We start from the raw sequence: 15,366 nt of genomic DNA on the forward strand, positions 1-15,366 counted from the left end.
AACCGAAGCCCTCGCCGCCGCGCTCGACCACCACATGAACGGGCGGTTGGCGGAGGCAGAGATCCTGTACGGGCGCATCCTGGAGGCCGCCCCCGAGCAGGCCGACGCCCGCCATCTGCTGGGCGTGCTGTGCGGGCAGACCGGGCGCGTGGAACAGGCCGCAACGCTGATCGGCGCGGCCATGACGCTGCGCCCCGACGCGGCGGACTATCCCGCCAACCTCGCCAACATTTTCGACGCCGCGGGGCAGCCGGAACGGGCCGCCGCCGCCCATCGCCGCGCCCTGTCGCTGGCCCCCGACGCGGCGGAGGGCTGGTACCGCTTCGGCAACGCCCTGCCCCACGGCGGCATTCATCTGCGCGAAGCGGCGGTCGCGGCGCTGGAGCGCGCGGTGCGGCTGGTGCCCGGAGACCACCGCGCCGCTGGACGCGCCGCCCTGCTGCTGCAGATCATGGCGCGCCCCCACCGCGACGCCGGGCGGCGTGCGGAGGCCGCGGCGCTTCTGGAGCGATCGGTGGTGCTGCTGCCGGAGGATGCGGGTATCCGCTTCGACCGCGCGGCGGCGCTGTATGCGCTGGGTGAGCGGAGCGGAGCGATGCGGGAATTCCGCCACACGCTGGCGCTCGCCCCCGGCCACGCCGAAGCCTTGAGCAACCTCGGCCTGCTGCTCGACGAGAGCGGTCGCACCGCGGACGGCGCCACAGCCTGCCGGCGGGCGCTGGCCGTTCAGCCCGGCCATGTCGAGGGCTGGGTCAACCTGTCCGCCGCCTGCGAGACCTTGGGACGCTACGGCGCGGCGGCCGAGGCAGCGCGGCGGGCACTCGCGCTGCATCCTGGCCACGCCGGAGCGTTCAGCAACCTCGCCGGGGCGCTGGGTCTGATGGGACGGGTGGAGGAATCACTGCCGCTGCTCCAACGGGCTGTCCGGATCGACCCCGACGACCGCGACGCGCGCAGCCGATACCTGTGCGCCCTCCTCTACCGCAACGGTCAGGACGGTGCGGGCTTGCTGGAGGAATCACGGCGCTGGGCGGAGCGTTTCGCCGTGGCAGAGCCCCTGCCACGCCCAGCCAACGATGCCGACCCGGACCGCCGCCTGCGCGTCGGACTGGTGTCCGGCGACTTCCGCAACCACGCCTTCTCCTTCTACATGGAGCCGCTGTTCCGCGCCTTCGACCGGTCGGTGGTGGAGTTGTTCTTCTATTCGACCGCCACCGCCCCCGATGCCAAGACGGAGCGCTTCCGCGCCCTGGCCGACCGCTGGTGCGACGCGGCCGCCCTGACCGAGGAGGAGTTGGCCGTCCGGGTCCGGCAGGACGGGGTGGACGTTCTGGTGGATCTGGCCTCGCACACGGCGGGCAACCGGCTGGGCGTCTTCACCCGGCGCCCGGCGCCGGTGCAGGTGACCACGGCGGTGAATATCGTGACGACCGGCATGGACCGATTCGACGCCTGCATCACCGACGCCCTGCTCGCCCCGCCGGGGGAGGAGGCCCATTACGCCGAGCCGCTGCTGCGGCTGCCCCGCTTCTCCTGGGCCTATCAGGGACCGCCCGAAGCGCCGGAGGTCGGTCCGCTGCCGGCATCGCGCAACGGCTTCATCACCTTCGGCTCCTTCAACAACCTCAGCAAGATCACCGAGGAAACGGCAGCCCTGTGGGCGGGCGTGCTGAGGGCCGTCCCGAACTCCCGCCTGCTGCTGAAGTACAAGGCGATGCGCGATTCGGCCTCGCGCGCCCACCTGACGGCGCTGTTCGCCTGCCACGGCGTGGCCTCGGACCGGCTGGAGCTTCGCCGCCCGCCGGCTGGCATCCGCGCCAACCTCGCCGACTACAACGACGTGGACATCGGGCTGGACCCCTACCCCTACAACGGCCACACCACGACCTGCGAGGCGTTGTGGATGGGGGTGCCGGTGATCGTGCCGACGGGCCGCCGCCGGGATCTGGGAATCGCGCGGGTGGGGTCCGCCATCATGACCTCCGTCGGATTGCCGGACCTGATCGCTCCCGATGCCGATGCCTACGCCGCCCGCGCCGCGGTTTTGGCCGCCGACCTCGGCGCGCTGGCCACCTTGCGCGCGGGCTTGCGGAGCCGTGTCGCGTCATCCCCGCTCGGCGACGTTCCGGCGCTGGCCCGCGCCTACGAGGCCGCCTTCCGCACTCTCTGGCGGCGCTGGTGCGCGACGGCGGATTGACGCACGCCTATTCGGCGGCGAGCGCGTGGGCGAAGGTCTCCACACCCTGGACGCCGGCTTCGGTCAGTCCATAGGTGCCCTTGGCGATGCGCTCGAACCAGCCGTAGACGTTGCGTTGGAGGATGGCCGCGGCGTCCTTCGGCGCCCCGGCGGCGCGCAGCGCCTTCAGGGACAGCGGCCCGGCGGCCAGCAGCCGGGCGCAGCGCAGCGCGTCCTGGCGGTAGGCGGTGACGATGGGCACGCGGGTGGAGCCGCCGCGGTTGGGATCGCCGCGGCGCCGCGCGTGCTCCCCCAGCAGGCGGGCGGCGCGCGTCCTGTCCTTGCGCGGGCTGTAGGGAACGGGGTCGAGCAGAACCTCCACCTCATGCCCCGCGGCCCGGCCGAGGTCGACGATCAGCAAGCCGACGCCCAGGCGCCGGCACAGCTTGCGCACCCCGCTGTCGTGGGGCGAGGCGCCACTGGCCTTGCGCCCCGGCTGCGGCACAGCGAGATAGACGGTGTCGGTCAGGGCGAGCCGGTCAACCCCTTGAAGCAACAGGTCCAGCGTGAAGCGCTTCTTCAGCTCGACGATCAGCGGCGGCTCGGCCCCGCGCACCGCGACGAGGTCGCAGCCGTGGATCTCGGCCTTCACGTCGTAGCCCTGGGCTTCCAGGAAGGCTTTGACCGGGGCGTAGAGATCGGTTTCGGCGGTGATGGGCATGGGGGGGGTGACGTCCAACCGCTCACAAATCGCCGGTCAGCATGTCGATGGCGCGCCGGACATCATGGTGCCGACTGGACATGCTCATCACCACATCGCCGATGTCGGTCACTGGAATGCCCGCAATCTGCGACGTCATGGCAACCAGCCGTTCGCCCTGAATGTCGAACACCGGCATGATATCACGGATGGGCGTTCCCGCTTCCGACGCCCTAACGAGAGGGATGACGACGCGCGTGGAACGCACCACCACGTGATTTCCCTGAACGACAAGAAGAAATGGAACCGGGTGATCCGACCGGCCCGCGGCATTCGGATTCCGGCAGACATCCAGGAAACGCATCAGAACATCCGCTTCCCGGTGCTGAACACGCCGTGCTTTTCCACGTAGGAATCGTAGGAATCGAAGGCCGATCGGTTCTCTTCGATCCAGCGCTCCCGCTTCGCGTCCTTCACCGACTGCTCGACGGCGGCTTCGAAGACTTGCGACAGGTTGATGCCCAAGCTCTTCGCTTCGGCGATCAGATCGGGCCGGGCCGAGACGTTGGTGGGCTTCCTCTGGACTGATCCGCGCGCCATGGACACCCCTCAACGAAGAAACATGCGCAAACACTATGCGCATGTTTCCTCATGGCGTCCAGTCTCCGCTGGGAGAGAGCGAGGCCGGCTTCTCCGCTCCGCTTACGCCGCGGCCTTCTGCTTGCGCAGGATACCCAGGATGTCGGAGGCGGCCTTCGGGATGTTGGTGCCGGGGCCGTAGATGGCCGCGGCGCCCGCCTTGTAGAGGTAGTCGTAGTCCTGAGGCGGGATGACGCCGCCGCAGACGACCAGGATGTCCCCGGCGCCCTGGCGGCGCAGTTCCTCGACCAGCTGCGGGACCAACGTCTTGTGGCCGGCGGCCTGGGACGACACGCCGATGACGTGCACGTCGTTCTCCACCGCCTGACGGGCGGCCTCCTCCGGGGTCTGGAACAGCGGTCCGATGTCCACGTCGAAGCCGATGTCGGCGAAGCTGGTGGCGATCACCTTGGCGCCGCGGTCGTGACCGTCCTGGCCCATCTTCACGACGAGGATGCGCGGGCGGCGGCCCTCCTCGGCGGCGAAGGCGGATACCTCCTCCTGGATCCTCTTGAAGCCCTCGTCGCCCTCGTAGGCGGCGCCGTAGACGCCGGAAACCGAGCGGATGACCGCCACATGGCGGGTGAAGGCCTTCTCCAGCGCGTCGGAAATCTCGCCGACCGTCGCGCGGGCGCGGGTGGCCTCAACCGCCAGGGCCAGCAGGTTGCCGGACTTCTCCGTGGCGGCCTTGGTCAGCGCCTCCAGGGCGGCGCGGCACTTGGCGTCGTCGCGGTTGGCGCGGACCTGATTGAGGCGGGCGATCTGGGATTCGCGGACCGCCGTGTTGTCGATGTCGAGCACGTCGACCATTTCGGGATTTTCCGGACGGTACTTGTTGACACCGACGATCACCTCCTCGGCGCGGTCGACGCGGGCCTGCCGGCGGGCGGCGGCCTCCTCGATCAGCAGCTTGGGCATGCCGCTGTCCACCGCCTTGGTCATGCCGCCCAGATCCTCGACCTTGTTGATGAGGTCAAGCGCGGCGTTGGCGAGGCTGTGGGTCAGGTTCTCGATGTAGTAGGAACCGCCCAGCGGATCGACCACGTTGGTGACGCCCGACTCCTCGGCGATGATGAGCTGGGTGTTGCGGGCAATGCGGGCGGAGAATTTGGTCGGCAGGCCCAGCGCCTCGTCGAAGGCGTTGGTGTGCAGCGACTGGGTGCCGCCCAGCACCGCGGCCATCGCCTCGATGGTGGTGCGGATGACGTTGTTGTAGGGGTCCTGCTCGGTCAGCGAGACGCCGGAGGTCTGGCAGTGGGTGCGCAGCGCCAGCGAGCGGGCGTCCTTCGGGTCGAACTTCTGCTTCATCAGGGTCGACCACAGCAGGCGCGCGGCGCGCAGCTTGGCGATCTCCATGAAGAAGTTCATGCCGATGGAGAAGAAGAAGGACAGGCGCGGCGCGAACTTGTCGACCGGCAGCCCTTTGGACATGGCGGCGCGGACATATTCGAGGCCGTCGGCGATGGTGAAGGCCAGCTCCTGCACCGCCGTCGCCCCGGCTTCCTGCATGTGATAGCCGGAAATCGAGATCGAGTTGAACTTCGGCATGTTCAGCGCCGTGTACTCGATGATGTCCGCGATGATCCGCATCGAGGGTTCGGGCGGGTAGATATAGGTGTTGCGGACCATGAACTCCTTGAGGATGTCGTTCTGAATGGTCCCGCTCAGCTTGTCCTGGCTGACACCTTGCTCCTCCGCCGCGACGATGTAGCCGGCGAGGATCGGCAGCACCGCGCCGTTCATGGTCATCGACACCGACATCTTGTCGAGCGGGATGCCGTCGAAGAGGATCTTCATGTCCTCGACGCTGTCGATGGCGACGCCGGCCTTGCCCACGTCGCCGACCACGCGCGGGTGGTCGCTGTCATAGCCGCGGTGGGTGGCGAGGTCGAAGGCGACCGACAGGCCCATCTGCCCGGCCTTCAGGTTCGCCTTGTAGAAGGCATTGGAGTCCTCGGCGGTCGAGAAGCCGGCGTACTGGCGGATGGTCCAGGGCTTCACCGCGTACATCGTGGCGCGCGGGCCGCGGGTGAAGGGCGGGAAGCCGGGCAGGCTGTCCAGCTCCAGCCCTTCCAGATCGGCGGCGGTATAGAGCGCCTTGACGTCCAGACCCTCCGGAGTCTTCCAGACGAGGTCTTCGAGCGTCCCGTTGGCGCCCAGGTCCTTGGTGGCCAGGGTCTGCCAGTCGGCCTGGGTCTTCTTCGGGAACTCGCTCATGGGACGTCTCCTCGACACGGCTTCTTGGTTCGAATGATTTGAAACGATCAATGAAATGGGAGTGTCTTGCCCCCAACCCCGGCCCTCTCCCGCTTCGCAGGGGAGGGAGAACAGTCCCCTCCCCTGCGGAAGCGGGGGAGGGTTAGGGTGGGGGCAAGTACGAGCCCCTTACTCTCAGCCCTGCGACCGGCGGGCGACGATCTTCCAGGCGGCCTGCATGATCGCGGCACCCAGCGCGGTCTTCAGCACCGTGGCGGCGAGGAACGGCGTCAGGCCCAGCGCGACGGCCTTCTCGCCGCCGAACAGGACGGCCATCCAGGCCACGCCCGGAACGAACAGCAGGGCATGGCCGATCGCCAGGGCGCCGACGGCCTTGACCGGGCTGCGGTCCCAGCCGCGCTCGGCCAGCCAGCCGGTGACGCCGGCGGCCAGGACGAAGCCCAGCAGGTAGCCGGCGGTCGGGCCGGCCATGTAGGCCGGGCCGGCGCCCGGACCGGCGAAGACCGGCAGACCGGCGAGGCCTTCCAGCAGGTACAGCAGGACCGTCGCCGTGGCGAGGCGGCTGCCGTAGGCCATGCCGAGCAGGATGACGACCATGCTCTGCATCGTCATCGGAACCGGCCAGAAGGGCACCTGCACCTTGGCCGAGGCGGCCAGGAGCAGGCTGCCCAGAACCGCCGCGGTGGCGGCGGTGAGCAGGCCGCCCCGGGGGGCGACCGTCTCGAGAAGCGAAGCGGCACGCTGCGAAAGCGTGTTTGCGAAAGCCATCGTCCTTACCTTTCCCTATATGTCGGAGCCCGCTTGGCTCACGCGAACTCCAGGATCTTCTGATCGACCGCCAGGCTGGAGCCGGGCGTCGCGTGCACCTTGGACACCGTGCCATCCTGCGCCGCGCGCAGGATGTTTTCCATCTTCATCGCCTCGACCACGGCCAGCACCTCGCCGGCCTTGACCTCCTGCCCCTCGGTCACGGCGACCGAGACGAGCAGGCCGGGCATCGGAGACAACAGGAACTTCGACATGTCCGGCGGCGCCTTCACCGGCATCAGCGCGTCGAGCCGCGCGGCGTTCGGAGTCAGCACCTTGACCAGCGCTTGGCTGCCGGAGTGGGACAGGCGGTAGCCGACGCCGACGCGGTCCACCTGGACGCAGACATGCGCGCCATTCACCGTGCCGCGGAACAGGGGCTGGCCGAGCGTCCAGTCGCTCCACACCACATGGTGCTTGCCCTCGAAATCGACGGTGTAGCCGATGCGCTGCGGGCTGCCGTCCGTCGGGTGGACATGGACCGGATGCTGCGCACCGTCCATCACGACGACCCAGTCGTCGCGTACCCGGACCTTGTTGCCCGGCATCTTGCCGGAGATCTGGATGTCGCGGTCGTTCAGGCAGCGGTGGATCACCGCGGCGACGGCGATCAGGATCGCCGGGTCGTCCGGCGGCAGGTCGGAGGCGTGGAAGCCGGTCGGGTATTCCTCGGCGATGAAGTTGGTGGTCAGCCGACCTTCGACGAAGCGCTGGTTGGCCATCAGCGAGGCGAGGAACGGGATGTTGTGGCTGACGCCGCGGATGTAATACTGGTCCAGCGCCTCGCGCATGCGGGCGATGGCGGCGTCGCGCGTCGAACCCCAGCTGCACAGCTTGGCGATCATGGGGTCGTAGTACATGGAGATCTCGCCGCCCTCGTAGACGCCGGTGTCGACGCGGACATGCGGGTCCTCCGACGGCGGACGGTAGTGGGTCAGCCGGCCGGTGGAGGGCAGGAAGTTGCGGAAGGGGTCCTCGGCGTAGACGCGGGATTCGATGGCCCAGCCGTGCAGCTTGATGTCGTCCTGCTTCAGAGTGAGCTTCTCGCCCGCCGCGACGCGGATCATCAGCTCGACGAGGTCGAGGCCGGTGACCAGCTCGGTGACCGGATGCTCCACCTGGAGGCGGGTGTTCATCTCCAGGAAGTAGAAGTTGCGCTCTGCGTCGACGATGAACTCGACCGTGCCGGCGGACTTGTAGTCCACGGCGCGGGACAGGGCCACGGCCTGCTCGCCCATCGCCTTGCGGGTGGCGGCGTCGAGGAAGGGCGACGGCGCCTCTTCGATGACCTTCTGGTGGCGGCGCTGGATCGAGCATTCGCGCTCGCCCAGATAGAGCGCCGTGCCCTGCCCGTCCGCCAACACCTGGATCTCGATGTGGCGCGGCTGCTGGATGTACTTCTCGACGAAGACGCGGTCGTCGGCGAAGGAGGAGCGCGCCTCGTTCTGGGCCGAGCGGAAGCCTTCGCGGGCCTCCTCGTCGTTCCAGGCCACGCGCATGCCCTTGCCGCCGCCGCCGGCCGACGCCTTGATCATCACCGGGTAGCCGATGTCGCGGGCGATGGTCACCGCCTCGCTGTCGTCGGCGATGACGCCCAGATAGCCGGGCACCGTGCTGACGCCCGCGGCCTTGGCCAGCTTCTTGGACTCGATCTTGTCGCCCATGGCCTGGATGGCGTGGGCGTCCGGGCCGATGAAGGCGACACCGGCGGCGGCCAGCGCCTCCTGGAACTCGCGCTTCTCGGACAGGAAGCCGTAGCCGGGATGGACGGCCTGGGCGCCGGTCTTCTTGCAGGCGTCGACGATGCGGTCGATCAGCAGGTAGCTCTGCGCCGAGGGGGCGGCGCCGATGTGGACGGCCTCGTCGGCCATCTCGACGTGCAGGGCGTTCTTGTCGGCGTCCGAATAGACGGCGACCGTCTTGATGCCCAGGCGGCGCGCCGTGCGGATGACGCGGCAGGCGATCTCGCCGCGGTTCGCGATCAGGATCTTTGAGAACAGGGTCGTCATGGGGCGGCGCGCCTTCAGAGCGGGATGTTGTCGTGCTTGCGCCAGGGGTTCTGGAGCTGCTTGTTCTTCAGCATGGACAGCGCCTTGATGACGCGCCGGCGGGTGCCGTGCGGCATGATGACGTCATCGATGTAGCCGCGCGACGCCGCCACGAACGGGTTGGCGAACTTCTGCCGGTACTCCTCGGTGCGCGCCTCGATCTTGGCGGTGTCGCCGATGTCGCCGCGGAAGATGATCTCCACCGCGCCCTTCGGCCCCATCACCGCGATCTCCGCCGACGGCCACGCGTAGTTGATGTCGCCGCGCAGATGCTTGGACGCCATCACGTCATAGGCGCCGCCGTAGGCCTTGCGCGTGATGACGGTGATCTTCGGCACGGTGGCCTCGGCGTAGGCGAACAGCAGCTTGGCGCCGTGCTTGATGATGCCGCCGTACTCCTGCGAGGTGCCGGGCATGAAGCCGGGGACGTCCACCAGGGTCAGGATCGGAATCTCGAAGGCGTCGCAGAAGCGCACGAAGCGCGCGGCCTTCTTGGAGCTGTCGATGTCCAGGCAGCCGGCGAGCACCATCGGCTGGTTGGCGACGATGCCGACCGTGCTGCCGTTCATGCGGCCGAAGCCGATGATGATGTTCTTGGCATAGTCCGGCTGAAGCTCGAAGAAGTCGCCCTCGTCGACCGTCTTGAGGATCAGCTCCTTCATATCGTAGGGTTTGTTCGGGTTCTCCGGCACCAGCGTGTCGAGCGACAGGTCGTCGCGGTCGATCGGGTCGGTGCAGGGACGCTCCGGCGCCCGCTCGCGGTTGGAGGCCGGCAGGAAGTCGATGAAGCGGCGGAGCTGGAGCAGAGCCTCGACATCGTTCTCGAAGGCCATGTCGGCGACGCCGGACTTGCTGGAATGGGTGATCGCCCCGCCCAGCTCCTCCGCCGTCACCACCTCGTGCGTGACCGTCTTCACCACGTCGGGGCCGGTCACGAACATGTAGGAGCTGTCCTTCACCATGAAGATGAAGTCGGTCATGGCCGGCGAATAGACGGCACCGCCGGCGCACGGCCCCATGATCAGCGAGATCTGCGGGATGACGCCCGAGGCGTTGACGTTGCGCTGGAACACCTCGGCGTAGCCGCCGAGCGAGGCCACGCCCTCCTGGATGCGGGCGCCGCCGGAATCGTTCAGGCCGATGACCGGAGCCCCGACCTTCATCGCCTGATCCATGATCTTGCAGATCTTCTCGGCGTGGGCTTCCGACAGCGAGCCGCCGAAGACGGTGAAGTCCTGGCTGAAGACGAAGACGAGACGCCCGTTCACCGTGCCGTGACCGGTGACCACGCCGTCGCCGGGAACCTTCTGGCCTTCCATGCCGAAGTCGTTGCAGCGGTGCTGCACGAACATGTCGAACTCCTCGAACGAGCCTTCGTCGAGGAACAGTTCGATGCGCTCCCGCGCGGTCAGCTTGCCCTTGGCGTGCTGCGCGGCGACGCGCTTTTCGCCGCCGCCCAGCCGCGCACCGGAGCGCATGGCATCCAACTTGGCCAGAATTTCTTGCATCAGGCGTTTCCCACTTTGGCGAGCGGCGGAGGACCTTGCGAACCTTGTGGCAGCGGTCCCCTCACCGGAACGCCTGGATTATTCACAAGATTTGCAACAGGGCAATTGGCCGGGCGGGAAAAATGTGCGAAGTTGCGAACATCTTTGCAAACGCAGCGCGCGGTTTGCCAAGATTGCAAATATGCACTTCGGCATAATCTTCGGGTGATAGGCGGGTCCATGCAGAAGCTCTTCCTCGGCTACAAGCTCCGCCGCCTGCGCGAACAGCGCGGACTGACCCAGGCGGCGCTGGCCAAGACGCTGGACCTGTCGCCGAGCTACCTGAACCAGATCGAGAACAACCAGCGCCCGCTGACCCTGCCGGTGCTGCTGAAGATCTCCGCCGTGTTCGAGGTCGATCTGTCCAATTTCGTGGAGGACGAAGACAGCCGTCTCGTCGCCGACCTGCGCGAGGCCCTGGCCGACCCGCTGTTCGCCGGGGCACCGCTGACCAACGCCGAACTGCGCAGCGCCGTCGGCTCCAGCCCGGAGCTGGCCCGCCGCGTGCTGAGCCTGCATCAGGCCTATCAGAAGCTTCACGAGCGGGTGCAGTCGCTGGCCGACAGCCTGTCCAACCAGGAGCCGAGCGACGCCTTCGCCGGACCGCAGTTCCCCTACGAGGAGGTCCGCGACTACTTCCACTACTGCAACAACTACATCGGCCCGCTGGACGAGGCCGCGGAAAATCTTTGGAACACGGAGAAGATCCACTCCGGCGCCCTGCTGAACGAACTGGCCGCCTATCTGAAGCGGCGGCACGACGTGCGCGTGAAGATCGTCGCCGACGACGGCGAGACGGCCATGCGCAGCTACGACGGCAGCACCGGCACGCTGCGCCTGTCCGCCCTGCTGAACGGCCCCAGCCGCGCCTTCCACATGGCCCACCAGATCGCCCTTCTGGGCTTCGGCGACGTGATCGAGGAGCGGGTCGCCCAGGCGAAATTCTCCAGCGAGGACGCGCGGTCGATCTGCCGGGTCGGGCTCGCCAACTACTTCGCGGGGGCGCTGGTCCTGCCCTACCGCGCCTTCGCCGCCCAAGCCCGCGCGCTGCGCCACGACGTGGAGCAGTTGCAGAGCCGCTTCGGCGCCAGCTTCGAGCAGGTGTGCCACCGACTGTCCACCCTGCAGAGGCCGGGGGCGCGCGGCCTGCCCTTCTACTTCGTGCGGGTGGACATGGCCGGCAACATCACCAAGCGCCATTCGGCGACGCGCTTTCACTTCGCGCGCTTCGGCGGCGCCTGCCCGCTGTGGAACGTGCACGAGGCGTTCGCCCAGCCCGGCAAGATCCTGGTGCAGTTCGCCACCATGCCCGACCGCACCACCTACATCGGCATCGCCCGCACGGTGACCAAGCGCGGCGGCGCCTATCTGAAGCCGTCGCGCCAGTTCGCCGTCGGGCTCGGCTGCGAGGCGACCCACGCCAACGAGATCGTCTACGCCGCGGGTATCGACACCTCCAACGAGGCCGCCGCGGTGCCCATCGGGGTGAACTGCCGCATCTGCGAGCGCACCGACTGCCAGCAGCGCGCCTTCCCGCCCATCGGTAGCCAGCTGTCGGTGGACGAGCACCACCGCAGCTTCGTCCCCTACCTGTTCACCCAGGAGGGGCGGACCGTGGAAAAGGCTTGAACGGTTGGCGATCCGCGGCGGCCGCTCTATCATCCGCGGCCCAACCGATAGGATCACGACATGACGACGCCCACCGCCCGGCCCCTGCCCCAGAAGACCATCGGCGTCCTCGGCGGCATGAGCAACCAGGCCACCGCCGAGTACTACCGCCTGCTGAACGACGGGTTGAACGCCCGGCTCGGCGGCTGGGACAACGGCGAGATCGTCATCGTCAGCGTCAACTTCGGCAACATCGAGCATTTCGTCCGCCGGAACGAATGGGACGCCGCGCAGAGCTACCTGACCGGAAAGGTGGACGCGCTGGAACGTGCCGGGTCCGACGTGATCCTGTGCGTATCCAACACCTTGCACCGCGTGGTCGAGCCGATCATGGCGGAGCGCGCCACCCCTTTCATCCACATCGCCGACCCGACCGGTGCCGCGATGCGGGCCGCCGGCCTGTCGCGGGTCGCTCTGCTGGGCACCATGCCGACGATGCTCTCCGACGACCTGCGCCGCCGTTACGAGGAGCGCTTCGGCATCGAGATCATGGTGCCCTCCGACCCCGACAAGGCGACGGTCGACCGCATCATCTTCGACGAACTGGTGCGGCGCGATCTGCGCCCTGAATCCAAGGCCCAATACCTGGAAATCATCGACCGGCTGGCCGCCGACGGGGCGCAGGGGGTGATCCTCGGCTGCACGGAGATCTTCCTGCTGGTCGATCAGGCTGACCGGCCGGAATTCCCGATGTTCAACACGACGGCGCTCCACGCCACCGCCGCCGTGGCCTTCGCGCTGGGCGAATAAGGGCCACCGAGTGCTGGAAGCCCGGCGGCGACGCGCGCCCTGCGCACGGGCGATGAACAACGGCCCTGATCAGTCCTGCAACCTCGCGATGATCCTTGGAAGGATGGCGGTGAGGGCCAGGTGTTCGAAGGCCCAGTCCCGATGTGCCGAGCGCAGCCTTGCGCGGCGGTCGGCATCTCCGGCCAGTGCCGACAGGACCTGAAGCGCGTCCGCCTCGCCGGTGAAGGTCAGGTCATCCTCATGCGGGCCGAACAGCCGGTCCGTGTCCGTGTGCCGCCAGCTCACCAGCAACCCGTCCCGTTTGATGATTTCCAGCGTCCTTGGGAAGACCGCCGTATCATAGGCGAGGCTGCCGAAATCCAGGCAGGCTCCGGCGGCGTGATAGACGTTGCGTGGCGCGGATGATACCGGTTCGGAAGCGATCCCAAACCGTTCCCAGCCATTGCCCCAGAGCGAGAAAACCTCGCCGAAGCCGCGCCTGAGGGCGAGGGCGAAACGGCGGCGGTTCTCAACGGCGAAGGCGATGGTGAAGGCACGGTTGAAATCCAGCGTCCAGGCCGGGTCCGCCGACCATTCCGTCAGTCCGCACAGGTCCATGGCCTGCAGCCTGTGCAGCGTCGGCCGCTCCATCATCGCGGCGGACACGGCTTCCGCATGGCGGTGGATCGCCGGGGGAACCGGCTCGCGGCCGGATTCGATGTGGTCCGGCCAGCCTTGCCCCAGATAGAGGAAGCAGTCGCGCACCGAGGCCTCCGCCTCTCCCGTGTCGGACGGTCCCTTCATGGCGGCGTAGGGATGGCGTTGCAGGCCGGGTGTCCCGTGCGACATCCAACGCTTGTAGAGATCGACGGAACCGCCCTGCGCCGGGCTGGCGTAGATCCAGCGATGGACACCGAGCGGCTCGTGGAACACCCGCGTCAGGCCGAGCCGTGCGGACTGCTCCGCCGATCCCCGGCACATGCACCACATGGAAATGTTGTTTTCCGTCATCCACAGGTCGGTCTCGCGGATCTGTTCCGTCGAGCGTGCACCGATTTCCTCAAGCGGATGCTTCAGACAGATGTGGACGACGGCCGGCGGCACGCCGAGTCCGGCGATGTAGGCGCGCAGCATCTCTACCGTCGGGCGGGGAATGTCGAACAGGTTCAAAACGAACAGAACGTCGATCCGCCGGTCGATCAGGTCCTGCGAGATGTCGGGCAAGGCCAGTACGGACTCATGGCCGAGATCCACCAGAGCCGCGTGGATCGACCACAGGATTTCGGACGTGCCCTGGCCGCATAGAAGGAATCGCACGGCTTACTCCGGCTTCCTGAACAGTGCGACCGCCTCGGCCATATAGGCGGCGAGTTGCGGCAGATTGCTCCCCTCCTGCTCCACCACCGCGAAGCGGGCGCGGGCCTCGCCTCTCGCCGCGGCAAGCAGCGCCGGATCGGCCGCCAGAGCCGCGGCGCGGGCAACGAACGCCCCGTCATCCGCGACCAGGAAGGCGGGGCCGGCGACGCTGGCCACATCGCCGCCGGCATGCGACAGCACCGGCAATCCGGCGGCCAGCGCCTGTGCCGCCCCCGCTCCGCCGCCGGTGCGGCGCGGATTCAGGAAAAGGTCGCCGAGTTGGAGCAGAGCCTCCATGCGGTCGACATGGCCAAGGCAGCGCAGCCTCGCGGCGTGGCGGCGGCCGGACAGCCGGCCGGGCAAGGCCTCCGCTCCCCCGGCGAACAGCACCAGCGCCTGCGGCACCGCGTCCAAAATCCGCTCCAGCAATTCCAGGAAGTCGCCATCGACCTCCGCGTCCAGGCGGTTGCCGACGACGATGCAGGCAAACGCGGCATCCGGAATGGAAAACTCCGCGCGCGTGGCGGTGTCGCCGCTGCGGCGCAGCGACAGGCCGAAGCGGAAAGGCCGCCAGGAGCGGGCCAGCCGCCCCTCACCGGCGGGAGGCACTCGGCCTCCGAAGTCCAGCACGATGTCGGCGAGCGAGATGGTCTGGCCGGTCGTGGTGGGGATGCACAGCAGCGGGCGCACGCCCTCCAGAAGATCGGCGACGACGACCGAGCCGCCGAAGGCGATCACCAGATCCGGATCGAAGGCGTCCACGGCTGCCAGGAAGCCGTTCACCTTCTCCGCGGCGATGCCGGGTGCGGTGGAGGACAGCATGCGGACCGTCTCGTCCTCGAACCGGATCGTCTGCTCGCCGGACAGCCGTTCCTCGACGGCGGCGGCGAAGGGGGGAATGAACGGACTGTAATAGCGGTCCGGCATCATGTTGGTGTTGAGCACCAGAACCGTCCGGCCGAGGTCCCGTTGCAGCCGGACCGCAAGCAGCAGGAGGTCGCGCGATGGCTGGTGCTGGTCGGACAGGAACTGGTTGGTCACGATGACGACCTTACCCGTGTCCGGCCGTCCCGCCCGGCGCGGGGCCGCAGCCGTGCCCAGCCGCGAGGATAGCTGCCGCAGGAACCGCTCATAGAAGGGAAGCAGCCGGCCGGTCGTGAAGTCCGGAACCGACGCCATGTCCATCCGCATCAGGAAAAGTTGGCGCTGCATGGACCAGTAGATCTGGTTGATGCCGTCCAGCGGCGCCAGGTCCAGCACATGGTCCAGCATGTCCAGGATGTTCACGTATCGGCGAAGATCGCCCGAGACATGGGCCAGCGCCGATTCCCGAAGAATGGGGTCCAGACCGGCGGTCGCGGCGTCCAGCGTCTCCATCGCCGCGGCGTCGCTTCCCAAACCCGCCGCGCGTGCAGCGTCACAGCTTTCTGAAATTTCCCTCAGTGCCTCGCCGGTTCCAGCTGAGCCCTGCAGCCGAGC

12 protein-coding genes are annotated in these 15,366 nt (G+C 68.0%); 3 read left to right on the forward strand and 9 right to left on the reverse strand.

Annotated elements, in window-relative coordinates:
• The first annotated feature begins 34 nt into the window (after nucleotides 1-34).
• Nucleotides 35-2,197: a tetratricopeptide repeat protein gene (locus tag H1Q64_RS17645; protein WP_237906414.1), complete on the forward strand. Its 2,163-nt coding sequence runs from the start codon at nucleotides 35-37 to the stop codon at nucleotides 2,195-2,197.
• Nucleotides 2,198-2,204: 7 nt separating this feature from the next.
• Here H1Q64_RS17645 and H1Q64_RS17650 read toward each other — a convergent pair whose 3' ends face one another.
• From H1Q64_RS17650 to H1Q64_RS17680, 7 genes are all read right to left on the reverse strand, one after another.
• Nucleotides 2,205-2,897 (reverse strand): DUF2161 domain-containing phosphodiesterase, encoded by a 693-nt coding sequence (locus H1Q64_RS17650; RefSeq protein WP_237906415.1) that lies wholly within the window; start codon nucleotides 2,895-2,897, stop codon nucleotides 2,205-2,207.
• 22 nt (nucleotides 2,898-2,919) lie between these two features.
• Nucleotides 2,920-3,240 (reverse strand): CcdB family protein, encoded by a 321-nt coding sequence (locus tag H1Q64_RS17655; RefSeq protein ID WP_237906416.1) that lies wholly within the window; start codon nucleotides 3,238-3,240, stop codon nucleotides 2,920-2,922.
• On the reverse strand, nucleotides 3,240-3,476 hold the full coding sequence (locus H1Q64_RS17660; RefSeq protein ID WP_175429741.1) for a type II toxin-antitoxin system CcdA family antitoxin: 237 nt from the start codon (nucleotides 3,474-3,476) through the stop codon (nucleotides 3,240-3,242). Before H1Q64_RS17660 ends, H1Q64_RS17655 begins: the two co-directional genes overlap by 1 nt.
• 102 nt (nucleotides 3,477-3,578) lie before the next feature.
• Nucleotides 3,579-5,732, reverse strand: coding sequence for a methylmalonyl-CoA mutase (gene scpA / locus H1Q64_RS17665; RefSeq protein WP_237906417.1), 2,154 nt, complete (start codon nucleotides 5,730-5,732; stop codon nucleotides 3,579-3,581).
• Nucleotides 5,733-5,906: 174 nt separating this feature from the next.
• Nucleotides 5,907-6,500 (reverse strand): biotin transporter BioY, encoded by a 594-nt coding sequence (locus H1Q64_RS17670; protein ID WP_237906418.1) that lies wholly within the window; start codon nucleotides 6,498-6,500, stop codon nucleotides 5,907-5,909.
• Between the two features lie 38 nt (nucleotides 6,501-6,538).
• Nucleotides 6,539-8,539, reverse strand: a complete 2,001-nt coding sequence (locus H1Q64_RS17675) for an acetyl-CoA carboxylase biotin carboxylase subunit (RefSeq protein ID WP_237906456.1) — start codon at nucleotides 8,537-8,539, stop codon at nucleotides 6,539-6,541.
• Nucleotides 8,540-8,562: 23 nt separating this feature from the next.
• Nucleotides 8,563-10,095 (reverse strand): acyl-CoA carboxylase subunit beta, encoded by a 1,533-nt coding sequence (locus tag H1Q64_RS17680; RefSeq protein WP_035678801.1) that lies wholly within the window; start codon nucleotides 10,093-10,095, stop codon nucleotides 8,563-8,565.
• Between the two features lie 219 nt (nucleotides 10,096-10,314).
• On the opposite strand from H1Q64_RS17680, the gene H1Q64_RS17685 reads away from it, so the two are divergent.
• Nucleotides 10,315-11,763 (forward strand): helix-turn-helix domain-containing protein, encoded by a 1,449-nt coding sequence (locus H1Q64_RS17685; protein ID WP_145679376.1) that lies wholly within the window; start codon nucleotides 10,315-10,317, stop codon nucleotides 11,761-11,763.
• A gap of 60 nt (nucleotides 11,764-11,823) precedes the next feature.
• Nucleotides 11,824-12,552: an aspartate/glutamate racemase family protein gene (locus tag H1Q64_RS17690; protein ID WP_237906419.1), complete on the forward strand. Its 729-nt coding sequence runs from the start codon at nucleotides 11,824-11,826 to the stop codon at nucleotides 12,550-12,552.
• 69 nt (nucleotides 12,553-12,621) lie between these two features.
• Here the strand turns inward: H1Q64_RS17690 and H1Q64_RS17695 are convergent, their stop codons facing one another.
• Both H1Q64_RS17695 and H1Q64_RS17700 read right to left on the reverse strand, forming a co-directional pair.
• Nucleotides 12,622-13,848, reverse strand: coding sequence for a glycosyltransferase family protein (locus H1Q64_RS17695; protein ID WP_237906420.1), 1,227 nt, complete (start codon nucleotides 13,846-13,848; stop codon nucleotides 12,622-12,624).
• A gap of 3 nt (nucleotides 13,849-13,851) precedes the next feature.
• A complete protein-coding gene (locus tag H1Q64_RS17700; protein ID WP_237906421.1) occupies nucleotides 13,852-15,264 on the reverse strand; it encodes a glycosyltransferase in 1,413 nt (470 codons plus the stop codon).
• Nucleotides 15,265-15,366 lie beyond the last annotated feature (102 nt).

The sequence above is a fragment of the Azospirillum brasilense genome (genome assembly GCF_022023855.1).
In the GTDB taxonomy this organism is placed as follows: Bacteria; Pseudomonadota; Alphaproteobacteria; order Azospirillales; family Azospirillaceae; genus Azospirillum; species Azospirillum brasilense_F.

Coding starts and splice junctions, on each gene's coding strand:
- H1Q64_RS17645 (WP_237906414.1), top strand. CDS start 35: ATGAACGGGCGGTTGGCGGAGGCAGAGATCCTGTACGGGCGCATCCTG.
- H1Q64_RS17650 (WP_237906415.1), bottom strand. CDS start 2,897: ATGCCCATCACCGCCGAAACCGATCTCTACGCCCCGGTCAAAGCCTTC.
- H1Q64_RS17655 (WP_237906416.1), bottom strand. CDS start 3,240: ATGCGTTTCCTGGATGTCTGCCGGAATCCGAATGCCGCGGGCCGGTCG.
- H1Q64_RS17660 (WP_175429741.1), bottom strand. CDS start 3,476: ATGGCGCGCGGATCAGTCCAGAGGAAGCCCACCAACGTCTCGGCCCGG.
- scpA (WP_237906417.1), bottom strand. CDS start 5,732: ATGAGCGAGTTCCCGAAGAAGACCCAGGCCGACTGGCAGACCCTGGCC.
- H1Q64_RS17670 (WP_237906418.1), bottom strand. CDS start 6,500: ATGGCTTTCGCAAACACGCTTTCGCAGCGTGCCGCTTCGCTTCTCGAG.
- H1Q64_RS17680 (WP_035678801.1), bottom strand. CDS start 10,095: ATGCAAGAAATTCTGGCCAAGTTGGATGCCATGCGCTCCGGTGCGCGG.
- H1Q64_RS17685 (WP_145679376.1), top strand. CDS start 10,315: ATGCAGAAGCTCTTCCTCGGCTACAAGCTCCGCCGCCTGCGCGAACAG.
- H1Q64_RS17690 (WP_237906419.1), top strand. CDS start 11,824: ATGACGACGCCCACCGCCCGGCCCCTGCCCCAGAAGACCATCGGCGTC.
- H1Q64_RS17700 (WP_237906421.1), bottom strand. CDS start 15,264: ATGGAGACGCTGGACGCCGCGACCGCCGGTCTGGACCCCATTCTTCGG.